Raw genomic sequence first — 13,612 nt, 5'->3', positions numbered from 1 at the left:
CCCGCGAACTCATCCAGCTCCCCCGGATCGAGCCGCCCGTCCTCGTCCCGCACCAGCACCAACCACTGCGCGTCCTCGGCATCGTCCTCCCCGGCCAGCGCGTCCCGCACCAGCCGTGGCTCCTCATCGATTCCGAACCGCTCCCCGAGCGCCCCCGCGACCTCCTCCGCCGCGTCACGATCGGGCAGCACCAGCACATGTCTCACATCGCTCACGGAGCAATTCTCAGGCACCGCGAGCGACGCACCCGTGCGGGGTCCGCGCACGCGCCCCCTCCCGACCAACCCCCCTTCCGACCGCCCCCTCCCGACACCCCCTGCCGAATCAGCCGTCCCGGTTGGGCTTCCGCACTGTCGGCACCCGGTCCAGCTCGATCCCGAACCGCTCCCGGTACACCCCCAGCACCTCCTCGTCCGTGCCCAGCTCCCGCTCCTCACGTGTCCCGTCGGCCGCCGTCGTCTTGAACGTGCGGCCGCTCAGCGTGATCCGTCCTCCTTCCTCCGTCACCCGCGAACACACCAGCGACTGCGTGAAGTGCGAGGCCGACGAGGTGCTGTGCCACCACGCCCCGGCCACGAAGTCGCCGAGCACCCGCGGCCGCCGGTCCAGCCGGTACTCCGGTCTGCCGTTCATGACGACGTCCAGGTCCGCCGCCTCCGCCACGTCGTGCCCGCCGCGCACTCCGGCCTCGTCCGGCCCGGCCTCGACGATCCGGAACACGCCCGCCGGATCCTCCTGCTCACCCCGCGCCTCGAACGCCAGTGGATGGTGACTGTGTGCCCCGAAACCGACGTCCGCCAGCCATGTGCCGCCGTCCACCGTCCGCACCTTCAGCGCCATGTGGTCGTAGGGAATCCCGAGCTTCCCCTCCTCCGCGTGGACCCGCGCCGCCAGCAGCGTCACGTCGAAGCCCAGCGCGCCCAACAACGCCCCGAACGCTCCGTTCAGTTCGTAACAGAACCCGCCCCGTCTCGCCCCCACCACCTTGTCCAGCAGCCTCTTCTCCTCCAGGACGATCTCCTCGCCGCGGTGGACCGACAGGTTCTCGAAGGGCACGGTCAGCAGATGGCGCAGATGCAGCTCACGCAGCACGTCCACGGTGGGCCACGCCGGGTGCTCGACTCCCAGCCGTCGGAGATAGGCATCAACCTCAACGGAATCCATGCCCTCAGTCTCCCGCCACCCGCAGCTCCGCGCCCGTACCGGCGACCGCCAGCGCCCCGTCCTCGTCGGTCCGCAGCACCACCGCGCCCTGTGCCCGCAGCGCCGCTACGGTGCCGGGAGCCGGATGCCCATAAGTGTTGTCCGCACCGCAACTGATCAACGCCAACCGCGGCGCAGCCCGGCGTATGAGCTCCGGGTCCTGGTACGCCGAGCCATGATGGGCGACCTTGAGCACATCCACACCGCCCAGCAATGCCCCTGCCGGCGATCTCAACAGCGCCCGCTGGGCCGGGGGTTCGAGATCCCCGAGCAGCAGGAGCCGCAGCCCTGCCGACCGGACGAGCAGCGTGACACTGGCGTCGTTCGGGCCGTCCGGAGCCAGCGCGGAGTGTGACGGGTGGGCCGGCGGCCAGACGACCTGCCAGCTCAGTGCCCCGGTGCGCCGCTCCTCCCCGGCGGCGGCCCGGGTCACGGGAATGTGCCGGTCAACCGCCTCCCTACGCACGAACTCCACCTGGTCCACCGGCTCTTCATGCCCCGTCGTCTCGATCGCGCCCACCGCGCGCCCCCGCAGGACGCCGGGCAGGCCCGCCACATGGTCGGCGTGGAAATGGGTCAGGACGACGAGCGGGATTCTGGTGATGCCGAGTGTGCGCAGACACCGGTCGACCAACGTCGGATCCGGGCCGGCGTCCACGACCACGCCCGTACCCTCGCCCGCCGCGAGCACCATCGCGTCCCCCTGCCCCACATCGCACATCGCGAACCGCCACCCGGGCAGCGGCCAGCCCGTGACCGCCCTGGTCAGCGGCGGCGGCTGCACCACCACGAGCAGGAGCAGCACCCCGCAGACCCCGCACCACCAGGGGTGCCGCAGTAACCTCCGGCCGGCCAGCAGGACGAGCACCGTGACGAGGGCGAGCAGCACCGCCCCGGTCCAGCTGCCGGGCCAGTCGACGCCCGCTCCGGGCAGTGCGGCGCCCGTCCGCGCGACGTCCGCGATCCACCCGGTCGGCCAACTCGCGCCCCAGGCCAGCGCCTTGGCCAACGGCATCGCGAGCGGTGCCGTGGCCAACGCCGCGAAACCCAGCACGGTCGCCGGCGCGATCGCGAACTCCGCCAGCAGATTGCACGGCACCGCCACCAGGCTCACCCGGGCCGACAGCACCGCGACGACCGGCGCGCACAGGGCCTGCGCGGCAGCCGCGGCCGCCAGCGCCTCGGCCAACCTCGGAGGCACCCGGCGCCGTTGCAACGCCGCGCTCCAGCGGGGCGCGAAAGTGAGCAGGGCGCCCGTGGCCAGGACCGAGAGCAGAAAGCCGTAGCTGCGGGCCAGCCACGGGTCGTACAGCACCAGCAGCAGTACGGCCGTCGCCAGCGCCGGGATCAGCGATCTGCGGCGTCCGGTCGCCAAGGCGAGCAGCACGACGGCCCCGCAGGCCGCTGCGCGCAGCACGCTCGGGTCCGGCCGGCACACGACGACGAAGGCGAGGGTGAGCGCTCCGCCGAGCAGCGCGGTCGTCCGCAGGGAGATGCCGAGGCGGGGCGCGAGGCCACGGCGCTCGGCCAGCTGGGCCGTACCGGGCGGGCCGATGAGCAGGGCGAGGATGATCGTGAGGTTGCTGCCGGAGACGGCGAGCGTGTGCGCGAGGTCGGTCTCCTTGAACGCCTCGTCCAGCTCCGGGGTGATCCGCGAGGTGTCACCCACGACCAGCCCCGGCAGCAACGCCCGCGCGTCCGCCGGCAATCCGTCGGTCGCCTCCCGCAGCCCGGCCCGCAACCGCCCCGCCAGCCGCTGGGCCGCCGACGGCTCCCCCACGACCTCCGGCACCGCCGGGTCCCGCACCCGCAGCACGGCCGCGATCCGGTCCCCGTCCATCAGCGAGGGCGCGAGCGTCGCGGTCACCCGCAAGCGCGTCGAGGGCAGAAGGCTCAGCCAGGGAGAAGGCCGGCCGTCGGAGGGCCTCGGCGTGTCATGGGCGGTCCCGGACGACCTGGGCATGCCATAGGCGGTCCCGGACGGCCTCTGCGTCTCGTCGACGTCCCGAGAGGCCCCCCATCCGCCGTCGATGATCATCAGCACCGGCGCCCTCGTCACGACCGCCGTACCGTCCGTCTCTTCCACGCGTCGTACATCCGCGTTGATCAGCACGGATGTCGGCGCCATGTGATCTCCCTTCACCCGGGGCCGGGTCAGCCGGGGATCGGAGGTGAGCTCGACCTCGGCGGTCACGGTGGCGTACTCCCGCGCCAGCCCTGGCACCGGCCCACGCCGCAGATCGGCCCCGTGCAGCCCTGCGGAGACGGCGGCCGCGGCGACGCAGAGCAGCACCGCGGCGACCGAGGCGCGTGGCCAGGAGATGCGTACGGGTGCGGAGTACTGACTTCGCGACCGGGTGAGCTGCCCCGGCGGGCAATCCGGCTCGGGCCCGGTCGGACGGCCCTCGATCGAGAGCCCGTCCGAACGCTTGAGCCTGGCCGGAGAGCCACCGCCAGCCCCGCCATCGCTGGCCCCGCCATCGCTGGCCCCGCCATCGCTGGCCTCGCCACCTCCGACCTGCCCGTCACCGGCCCCGCCACCTCCGGCCTGCCCATCGCCGCCCTCGCCACCACGGACCTCACCGTCTCCGCCCCCACGCCGCCGCATCAGAAGCAGTACCCCTGCCGCGACCAGCCCCACGACCGCCGCACCGGCTGCCCACCCCGGTGGGGCGTCCAGCATCAGTGCCGCCGTCGCCCAGGCGGCGAGCGCCGGTGGAACGAGCCGGAGGTCCGTCGGTCCTTCCTGACGGGGATGGGAGGCGCCCAGCCGGCTTCCGGACGCGGCGTGAACGGCGGCGCGGGAAGGCACGAGGTCGGGTGCGATGTCGGCTGCGCGGTCGACTGGGCGCTCGGGTGCGCGGTCAGGTGCGCAATCGCGTGCGCGAACGTCGCGCCTCATGGCCGTACGAGATTCCGTAGATCGGCGAATCGGCGGTCGCCGATGCCGTTGACCTCGCGCAGTTCGTCCACCGAGCGGAAGCCGCTGTGCTGGGTGCGGTAGTCGATGATGTGCTGGGCCAGGACCGGGCCTACGCCCGGGAGGGTGTCGAGCTGGTCCACGGTGGCCGTGTTGAGGGAGACCGGGGCGGTGGGCGCCGTCCCCGGGACCGCCGCAGCGCCCGCGCCCGCACCGGGAGCGGCCCCGGGCACGGCGGCGGGGTCTCCGACGATCACCTGCTCGCCGTCCACCAGGAAGCGGGCCCGGTTGAGGCTGTCGGTCTTCGTGCCGGGACGCACTCCACCGGCCGCGCGCAGAGCGTCCGCGACCCGCGAACCCGCGGGCAGGCGGTGGATACCCGGCTCGCGCACCTTGCCGCTGACGTCCACCACGATCTCGGGTGCGGCGGTGCCCGCGGCACCCGGCGTACCCGACACACCGACCGCTGACGCCCCCGGCTCGGTCTCCCCGCCCTGCTGCTCTCCGCCGTACGCGGTCGCCGCCCGCACCACCTCGGGCGCCCGCACGGACTGCGCCCGGCCGGCCCAGAAGTGCTCCACGGCGAACCCGGCGGCGAGGACGAGTACCACGGTGAGCGCGACCACGCTCCGCCGCTCCAGCCCACACCGCGCCTGCAACCACACCGGCATCCGCTCCCGCAAAGCCGACCCGGCCCGCGACCGCCAGACCCCGGCATCGGCGTCAGCGGTCCCGTCCCCGACACCGCCGCCCACACCGGCCCCGACACCGGCCCCCGCGTCGGCTTCCGGCACGTCCGGCCCCTCGGACCGGTCGGCGTAACGATCGTCCACGCCCACAGCCGCCTGCATGCGCCGAGCAGGCTCTTCCCCCAGCCCGGCCCCTGGGGCAGACCCCTCCCCGCCGGGTGGCGGCCCCGCTCCCGACTCCCGCCACTCCACGGCCTGTTCGGCGAAAATCACGTCCGCCCTGCGTCGCAACTCCGCTGCCGACGCATGGTGCTGTCGTGCCCGCCCCCGGACATGCAGGCGTCGTCGATGGCGGGCGCGGCCGTCGGAATGGGGGCCACGGCCGGGGCCGCTGGTTACCGTCGTGCGTGCGTGTGTGCGTGATCGAAGTGCCATGCCACGAGGATCGGACACCTCGGCACACCCGCGATGATCTTGCTCAATTTCCGGGGACTACCGCCCAGTTGTGGATAACTCCGCCACCCACACGAGTGGCTCTCCGCTGAGGTCCCATCCCTGAGGACCCGTCCCTATAGGCCCTGAGCATGCATCCGTCACCGCGGCGAAACCACAACCCCCAACAACCCAGGCCCGGTATGCGCCCCGATCACCGCCCCGACCTCACTCACATGCAGGTCGGCCAGCCCCGGCACCCGCGCCCGCAGGCGGTCCGCCAGGGCCGACGCCCGGTCGGGGGCGGCCAGGTGGTGCACCGCGATGTCGACCTGCGCGCTACCCGCGCGGTCGGCCGCGATCTCCTCCAGGCGGGCGATGGCCTTGGAGGCCGTCCGTACCTTCTCCAGAGGGCCGATCCGGCCGTCCTCCAGCTGTAGCAGCGGCTTCACCGCGAGCGCCGAGCCCAGCAGGGCCTGCGCGGCCCCGATGCGGCCGCCGCGGCGGAGATAGTCGAGGGTGTCGACGTAGAAGTAGGCGGCGGTGGCCCCCGCCCGCTTCTCCGCGGCCGTGACGGCCTCGTCCACCGTGCCCCCCGCCTCCGCCGCCTCTGCCGCGGCGAGCGCGCTGAACCCGAGTGCCATCGCGACCATCCCGGTGTCCACCACCCGCACCGGCACCGGCGCCTCGCGCGCCGCGAGCACCGCCGCGTCGTAGGTGCCGGAGAGCTCGGCGGACAGGTGCAGCGAGACGATGCCCGTGGCGCCGGACTCGGCGACCTTGCGGTAATGCTCCGCGAAGACCTGAGGGCTGGGGCGCGAGGTGGTGACGGGGCGTCGCTTCTGCAACGCCTGGGCGAGGGAACGGGTCGAGATCTCGGTGCCCTCGTCCAGCGCCTGACCGCCGAGGACCACGGTCAGCGGCACTGAGGTGATGCCGTGGCGCTCCATCGTCCGCGGCGGCAGGTAGGCCGTTGAATCGGTGACGATCGCGACATGGCGGGACATGAGCTGGAGGTTACCTGGCGTAGCGCCCGGGCGGCAGTCCGACCCCGCTCACCTGAGAATGCCTTGACCGGATCAACTCGTGCTCCCCGGGGCTCAAGTGGTGCTTTCGGGGCGGGTCTTCTTCTGCCAGGGGTACGTCGGGCGAGGACCGGGCGGGGTGATGGCGGGCCGGGTGGGCTCCTCGGCCCGCTGTGTCTGAGGGGTGTCCGGCCAGGTCTGCTCGGTCGCCGGCTCGGCCTGGGCGGCGGGAGCCTCCGGCCACGGTGGCGGGGGCGTCGCGGACGAAGCCGAGGACGAGGGATCCTCCGTCTGCCAGTGCCGCAGGGCGCCGGTCTCCACGTCGATCTGCGCGCTGAGGGTGTCCAGGTCGTCGTCGGCGAAGCGGCGGGCCCGGTCGCGGGCCGCCCAGCGCAGCGAGTCGGCGGCGTGGACGATGCGCTCGGTGCGTTCACGCAGGTCGGGCAGGCGCTCGGCGAGCGTCGCGCGGTCCGGCTCGGACTCCAGGCGCCTCAGCTCCGCGTCCAGTTCGTGCCCGTGCGCACTGAGACGCTGGAAGAGGCCGAGGGACTCCTTGAGGGACTCGTCCTCGGTCACGCCCGCGTGCAGGGCGTCCTGGGTGGCCCGCATGGATGTGCGCAGCTTCAGCCGAAGCTGGGCCAGCTCGCCGGCCGGGCCCGGCTGGGCGAAGGACTTGGCCCGCAGGGTGTGGTCCTCGACCGTGCGCCGGGCATGGGTGATGGTGTCGTCGACGCGGCGCTTCGCGGCGCCGACCACCTTCACCGTGGCGTAGGCGCCGAGCACGACGAAGAGCACGAAGAGCAGGGCCACGACTGCGATCGCTGCTTCCACGAACTCCTCCTCCTGCCGGTCGCGACACACACCGCGTCACTCTTCAACGGTAAACGCAGCGGGCAGGCCCGGAGTTCCAGCAGAACCCCGAACCTGCCCGTAGGGGATCACCCCGAGCGAAGATCACGCCGAGCCGAAAGCCGACGTCATGCCGGCCCCGGCCCGATCGCCGAATGCCTGAGCGAAGACCTACGCCGGAACGATGTTCACCAGCTTCGGCGCACGCACGATCACCTTGCGGATCCCGGCGCCGTCCAGCGCCGCCACGACCCTCTCGTCGGACAGGGCGACCTTCTCCAGCTCCTCCTCGGAGATGGCCGGCGAGACCTCCAGGCGGGCCTTGACCTTGCCCTTGATCTGTACGACACAGGTCACGGTCTCGTCCACGACGTACGCCGGGTCGGCGACCGGGAAGTCCTGGTGCACGACCGAGTCCTCGTGGCCCAGCTTGCGCCACAGCTCCTCGGCGATGTGCGGGGCCAGCGGCGCGACCATCAGCACCAGCGCCTCGGCGACCGAGTGCGGCACCGAACCGCCCGCCTTGGTCAGGTGGTTGTTCAGCTCGGTGACCTTGGCGATCGCGGTGTTGAACCGCATGCCCTCCAGGTCCCCGCGCACCCCGTCGATGGCCTTGTGCAGGGCACGCAGCGTGTCCTCGTCGGGCTCGGTGTCCACCACCGTCACGGCACCGGTCGTCTCGTCGACGACGTTGCGCCACAGCCGCTGCAGCAGCCGGAACTGGCCGACCACCGCGCGCGTGTCCCACGGCCGGGACACGTCCAGCGGGCCCATCGCCATCTCGTACAGACGCAGCGTGTCGGCGCCGTACTCGGCGCAGATCTCGTCCGGGGTGACCGCGTTCTTCAGGGACTTGCCCATCTTGCCCAGCAGCCGGGAGACCTTCTCGCCCTGGTAGTAGTAAGCGCCGTCGCGCTCCTCCACCTCGGCGGCGGGCACCGCGATACCGCGGCTGTCCCGGTAGACGTAAGCCTGGATCATGCCCTGGTTGAACAGCTTGTGGAACGGCTCCACCGAGGAGACGTGCCCCAGGTCGAACAGGACCTTGGACCAGAAGCGCGCGTACAGCAGGTGCAGCACGGCGTGCTCGGCGCCGCCGACGTACAGGTCGACGCCGCCGTGCGGCTGGCCCTCGCGCGGGCCCATCCAGTACTGCTCGGTCTCCGGGTCGACCAGCTTCCGGTCGTTGTGCGGGTCCAGATAACGCAGCTCGTACCAGCAGGAACCGGCCCAGTTGGGCATGGTGTTGGTCTCACGGCGGTAGCGCTTCGGCCCGTCGCCCAGGTCCAGGGTGACGTTGACCCAGTCCTCGTTGCGCGACAGCGGCGTCTCGGGCTGGGTGTCGGCGTCGTCCGGGTCGAAGGTGCGGGGCGAGTAGTCCTCGACCTCGGGCAGCTCCAGCGGCAGCATCGACTCGGGCAGGGAGTGGGCGATGCCGTCCTCGTCGTAGACGATCGGGAAGGGCTCGCCCCAGTAGCGCTGGCGGCTGAACAGCCAGTCGCGCAGCCGGAAGTTGACGGTGCCCTCGCCGATGCCCTGACGCTCCAGCCACTCGGTGACGCGCGCCTTGGCCTCGGTGACGCCCAGGCCGTCCAGGGAGAAGTCCTCGTTGGCGGAGTTGACGATCTTCGCGTCGTACGACGCGAAGGCGTCCTCCCACGTCGAGGTGTCGGTGCCCCGCCCGTCGGTCGGCTCGACGATGCAGGGAATCGGCAGCTCGAAGGCGCGCGCGAACTCGAAGTCGCGCTGGTCGCCGCAGGGTACGGCCATGATGGCGCCGGTGCCGTAGCCCATCAGGACGTAGTCGGCGATGAAGACGGGGACCTGTTCGCCGTTGACCGGGTTGGTCGCGTACGAGCCGATGAAGACGCCGGTCTTGTCCTTGGCCTCGGCCTGGCGCTCGACGTCCGACTTGGAGGCGGCCTGCGCGCGGTAGGCGGCGACGGCCTCGGCCGGGGTCGCGTGGCCGCCGGTCCACACGTCGTGCGTGCCCTCGGGCCAGGTGTCCGGGGTGAACTTCTCGACCAGCGGGTGCTCGGGCGCCAGCACCATGTAGGAGGCACCGAACAGGGTGTCGGGGCGCGTGGTGAAGACCGTGATGCGCTCGCCGTCGATCGGGAAGTCGACGCGGGCGCCCTCGGAGCGGCCGATCCAGTTGCGCTGCTGCAGCTTGATGGCCTCGGGCCAGTCCAGCTCGGTCAGATCGTCCAGCAGCCGGTCGGCGTACGCGGTGATCCGCATGTTCCACTGCCGCAGCTTGGCCTTGAAGACCGGGTAGTTGCCGCGCTCGGAGCGGCCGTCGGCCGTGACCTCCTCGTTGGCCAGGACGGTGCCCAGCCCGGGGCACCAGTTGACCGGCGCGTCCGAGGCGTACGCCAGGCGGTACCCGCCCAGGACGTCGGCGCGCTCGGCGGCGCTCAGCTCGCCCCACGCGCGCGTGCCGCCGTCAGAACCGGGCACGGCACGCTCACCGGACTCGAACTGCGCGATCAGCTCGGAGATCGGGCGGGCCTTCTTCGCCTCGTCGTCGTACCAGGAGTTGAAGATCTGGACGAAGATCCACTGGGTCCACTTGTAGTAGTCCGGGTCGATCGTGGCGAACGACCGGCGCTTGTCGTGGCCCAGGCCCAGCCGGCGCAGCTGGACCTTCATGTTCTCGATGTTGGCCTCGGTGGACACACGCGGGTGCGTGCCGGTCTGCACGGCGTACTGCTCGGCGGGCAGGCCGAAGGCGTCGAAGCCCAGGGTGTGCAGGACGTTGTGGCCGGTCATGCGCTGGAAGCGCGCGAAGACGTCGGTGGCGATGTAGCCCAGGGGGTGGCCGACATGCAGGCCCGCACCGGATGGGTACGGGAACATGTCCATGATGAACTTCTTGGGCTTGGCAACCAGCTCGGGGTCGCCCGCCAGGTCACCCTTGGGGTTCGGCGCCGCGTAGGTGCCCTCGGCGTCCCAGAAGTCCTGCCAGCGTGCCTCGATGTCGGCCGCCATGGCAGCCGTGTAGCGGTGCGGCGCGGCCACCTCGGCGGCGGCAGCGGGGTTCGTCTCGCTCATGATCCTCAAAGCTCCATCGATCGTCTCTGCCAGCGGCTGCGGTTCTCCGGAAACGAAAAATCCCCTCGCACAGGAGGGGACGCCGCGCCGATTCCGACCATCCGATTCACCCGGTGGTCGGGAATGATCAGCGCGGCCCGCTAAGCAGAAGGCGTACGGCACGCATAGCGTCAGGGTACCGCAGCGCCCGAGCGCGCCGCGACGGGCTTCCGGCGGGGCGCGTAGGCGGTGCGCGCGTGAACAACGACGCCCCCGATTCCGTACCTGAGAGTTGTGAAGACATCGAAAAGCTGAAAAACGTTCAATTGTTACCTGGCGTAACAGCCACTAAGGGACATCGCAAGCACCGCACAGCCCATAGATAACAACGCAATAACTCAAACGCCGTACCCCCCGGTATGGAGCCACTTAGAGTGCGGCACCGGGACCGCCTTCCCGAACCGCTCGGAGTTGCCCCCATGAACCCTCGTCGTAGTAACAGTTCGCTTCCCAGGACGGGCCGGTCGGCCTATGGGGTGGCGACCGCTGCTGTTCTGCTGCTCATACCCCTGGTCGTGCTGCTCGGCGGCACCTGGCTCCAGGAGTTCCTCAACTTCGGCGCCGGTGTCCTCTCGCTCGTCTGTCTCACCTGCTCGGTGATCTGGGGCCTCGTCGCCCAGGACCGGATGATCCTCAACACCCGCCAGCGGATCATCGCGCAGGGCATTCACCGGGTGACCGCCGTGGCCTCGATCGCGTTCCTCCTCGTGCACGTCGGCGTCAAGCTGGCGCTGGACCACGCCAGCCCGCTCGCCGCACTGATCCCCTTCAGCCTGGTGTTCGCCGGCGGAGACGAGATCCCCGGCAGCGCCTTCCTCATCGGCCTGGGCTCCCTGGCCGCCCTGCTCATGATCTTCGTGGGCATCACCGGCGCACTGCGCAACCAGTTCGCCTCCCCGGCGCCGGTCGCCGCGCGCTGGCGCGCGATGCACATGCTGGCCTACCCGGCCTGGTGCGCGGCCCTGATCCACGGCCTGTTCGCCGGCCGCCCGGCGAAGACGTTCTTCATGGTCAGCTACGAACTCTGTGTCGTCGCCGTCGCCGCGGCCCTCGCCCTGCGCGCCGCCCCACGCCCCGTCAAGCGCAAGGTCGCCGACCGGATCGCCCAGTTCATCGGGCGCGACGAGTCGGCGAGCCGCGAGGACCTGGAGGAGAGCCGCGCGAGGGCGTCCTCCGGGTCCGCGCTGCCCGGCTACGAGAACCAGCGCCCGGCACGGGGCTCGCGCGGCGAGCGGCCCTCCCGCGACGAGCGGACGGGCCCGCTGCCCGGCATGCCCTCCCAGGCTCCCTCGTCCGCCGAGTCCACGGGCGGTTTCGCCGCCGCCTACCGCGCCGTCTCGCCCCGCTCCCGCGGGCAGCAGCAGCCCTACCTCGCCGACCAGACCGCCCGCATGGACCTGCCCCTGGACATGCAGCCGACGGAGGCGATCCCGCGCATCGACGGCGGCGGCAGCACCTCGGGCAGCTGGCCGATCCCGTCCCCACCGCCCGTGGGCGAGGCGCCCCCGTCGTCCTACGACCCGCTCAACGACACGGGATACAACATCCCCGTCTATGGCAATTCGGGCGCCCAGGGTTATGACTCGGGCGCTTCGGGCTACGGCTCGAGTGATGTGTACGACACCGCTGAGACGAACGCCGTCTTCGGTACGTACAACCAGAACGACACGTACAACAACAGCGGTCCCGCCACTGAAACACTGCCCGGTGCCTCCTACGACTTCGACGCACCGGGTTCGGGCGAACCTTGGAACACGCCTTCCGGAGGCTTTAAGTGAACGAGGCCCTGCCCGACGTACCCGAAGTCCGCGTGGTCGGCCTTCCCCAGCTCACGTCGGGCTTCGACCTTGTCGAAAGACTTGATCTGCCCATGCACCTCAAGGTGCACGGGCCGCTCGAACCGATGGGCGGCGAGCAGCTCGCGAAGCTCGCCGAGAACATCAACCTGAAGGGCCGCGGCGGCGCGGGCTTCCCCTTCCACAAGAAGCTGCGCTCGGTCGCCGAGGCCGCGATCAAGCGCGGCGTACGGCCGGTCGTCGTCGTCAACGGCAGCGAGGACGAACCGGCCTGCCGCAAGGACACGGTAATGATCAACCGTGCCCCGCACCTCATCCTGGACGGCGCGCTGCTGTGCGCCGAAGCCCTGGGTGCCCGCACGCTCGTGGTGGGGGTCACCCGGGAATCGACCCAGCGCTCCATGGAGGCCGCCCTCGCCGAGCGCGGCCTGAGCAACAGCCGTCGGTCCGCTCTACGCGCGTGGGTGCAGCGCAACCCGGTGCGCATGGTCACCGGCGCCGCCGCCTCCCTGATCCGCTCGATCGACGGCGGCCCGGCGATCCCGGCCGGCCGCAAGGTCAGCGCCTCACAGAGCGGCGTCGGCGGCGCCCCGACCCTGCTGTCCAACGCCGAGACGTTCGCGCAGCTCGCGATCGCCGCCCGCATCGGCCCGGAGCGCTACGGCAACACCGGCCTGTACGACGAGCCGGGCACCGTCATGCTCACGGTCTCCGGCGCGGTCGCCCGCCCGATGGTCATCGAGGTGCCCACGGGTGTTCCGCTGCGCTACGTCCTCCAGCTCGCCGGCGCCCCGCCCATCCCCCAAGGCGTACTGACCGGCGGCTACCACGGCAAGTGGATCGACGCGGCGACGGTCAACGAGGCGATCGTCTCGCGCAACTCCCTGGACGCGGTGGGCGGCGCGCTCGGGGCGGGCGCGATCCTGCCGATCACTCAGGAGACCTGCCCACTGGGCGAGTCGCTGCGGGTGGCGCAGTGGCTGGCCGAGGAGAGCGCGGGCCAGTGCGGCCCCTGCTACCTCGGTCTGCCGGCTGCCGCACGCGGCCTGGAGGACATCCTCAACGGCGGTGGTCCGGCCGCCCTGGAGGCGCTCAAGCAGGTCGCCAAGAACGTGAAGCGGCGCGGCGCGTGCTCGCACCCGGACGGCTCCGCGATGTTCCTGGAGTCGACCATCAAGGCGTTCACCGACGACTTGGCCGCCCATGTCCTCGGCAACGGCTGCGGACGGCCCGTGGAGGGCGTTCTGCCGCTCTTCGAGGGGGGCAGGGCCCCGTCGGGCATCCCGGGCGGCGCCGAGTCGGAGGAGAACGGCCCCAGCCGCCAGAAGATCTACGTCGACTGGACGCTGTGCCGCGGCCACGGCCTGTGCGCGGACATCCTCCCGGAGGTCTTCCAGCTGGGCGCCGACGGCTTCCCGACCGTCGCCCAGGCGAAGGTCCCGCGCTACGCCGAGGCCAAGGCCCTGCGTGCGGTACGCCGTTGCCCCGCCCTCGCCCTGCGCATCGAGGAGGACACGCGCGCGCAGGAGTCGTCCCGCAACCTGCCGGTCCTCTCCCAGGGCCGCGGCAGACGCGCCCTGGGCCGCTGAGGCCCTGCGCTCGGGC

9 protein-coding genes are annotated in these 13,612 nt (G+C 71.7%); 2 read left to right on the top strand and 7 right to left on the bottom strand.

Features of this window, described 5'->3' with window-relative positions:
• From ADK36_RS21470 to leuS, 7 genes are all read right to left on the bottom strand, one after another.
• Positions 1-215, bottom strand: a 215-nt coding sequence (locus ADK36_RS21470; protein ID WP_053198659.1) for a hypothetical protein, incomplete at its 3' end; no start/stop codon positions are given.
• Between the two features lie 109 nt (positions 216-324).
• Positions 325-1,164 carry an arylamine N-acetyltransferase family protein gene (locus ADK36_RS21465; protein WP_048583910.1) on the bottom strand — a complete coding sequence of 280 codons (840 nt, stop codon included), beginning with the start codon at positions 1,162-1,164 and terminating at the stop codon, positions 325-327.
• 4 nt (positions 1,165-1,168) lie between these two features.
• Positions 1,169-4,105, bottom strand: a complete 2,937-nt coding sequence (locus ADK36_RS21460) for a ComEC/Rec2 family competence protein (RefSeq protein WP_078942620.1) — start codon at positions 4,103-4,105, stop codon at positions 1,169-1,171.
• Complete coding sequence (locus ADK36_RS21455; protein WP_078942619.1) at positions 4,102-4,974, bottom strand: ComEA family DNA-binding protein; 873 nt, start codon at positions 4,972-4,974, stop codon at positions 4,102-4,104. Before ADK36_RS21455 ends, ADK36_RS21460 begins: the two co-directional genes overlap by 4 nt.
• Before the next feature lie 431 nt (positions 4,975-5,405).
• The gene (locus tag ADK36_RS21450) at positions 5,406-6,251 is read right to left on the bottom strand and encodes a DegV family protein (protein WP_048583908.1); all 846 of its coding nucleotides are present in this window, start codon (positions 6,249-6,251) and stop codon (positions 5,406-5,408) included.
• A gap of 93 nt (positions 6,252-6,344) precedes the next feature.
• The gene (locus ADK36_RS21445; protein ID WP_048583918.1) at positions 6,345-7,100 is read right to left on the bottom strand and encodes a hypothetical protein; all 756 of its coding nucleotides are present in this window, start codon (positions 7,098-7,100) and stop codon (positions 6,345-6,347) included.
• 189 nt (positions 7,101-7,289) lie between these two features.
• A complete protein-coding gene (gene leuS, locus ADK36_RS21440) occupies positions 7,290-10,172 on the bottom strand; it encodes a leucine--tRNA ligase (RefSeq protein ID WP_048583907.1) in 2,883 nt (960 codons plus the stop codon).
• A 458-nt stretch (positions 10,173-10,630) separates the two neighbouring features.
• On the opposite strand from leuS, the gene ADK36_RS21435 reads away from it, so the two are divergent.
• Both ADK36_RS21435 and ADK36_RS21430 read left to right on the top strand, forming a co-directional pair.
• Positions 10,631-11,989 (top strand): ferric reductase-like transmembrane domain-containing protein, encoded by a 1,359-nt coding sequence (locus tag ADK36_RS21435; RefSeq protein WP_199830219.1) that lies wholly within the window; start codon positions 10,631-10,633, stop codon positions 11,987-11,989.
• Positions 11,986-13,596, top strand: coding sequence for an NADH-quinone oxidoreductase subunit NuoF family protein (locus ADK36_RS21430; protein ID WP_048583905.1), 1,611 nt, complete (start codon positions 11,986-11,988; stop codon positions 13,594-13,596). The genes ADK36_RS21435 and ADK36_RS21430 overlap by 4 nt, the downstream gene beginning before the upstream one ends.
• Positions 13,597-13,612 lie beyond the last annotated feature (16 nt).

The organism is Streptomyces viridochromogenes, assembly GCF_001270495.1.
GTDB lineage: Bacteria > Actinomycetota > Actinomycetes > Streptomycetales > Streptomycetaceae > Streptomyces > Streptomyces viridochromogenes_A.
This window is presented reverse-complemented; position numbering and strand designations above follow the sequence as displayed.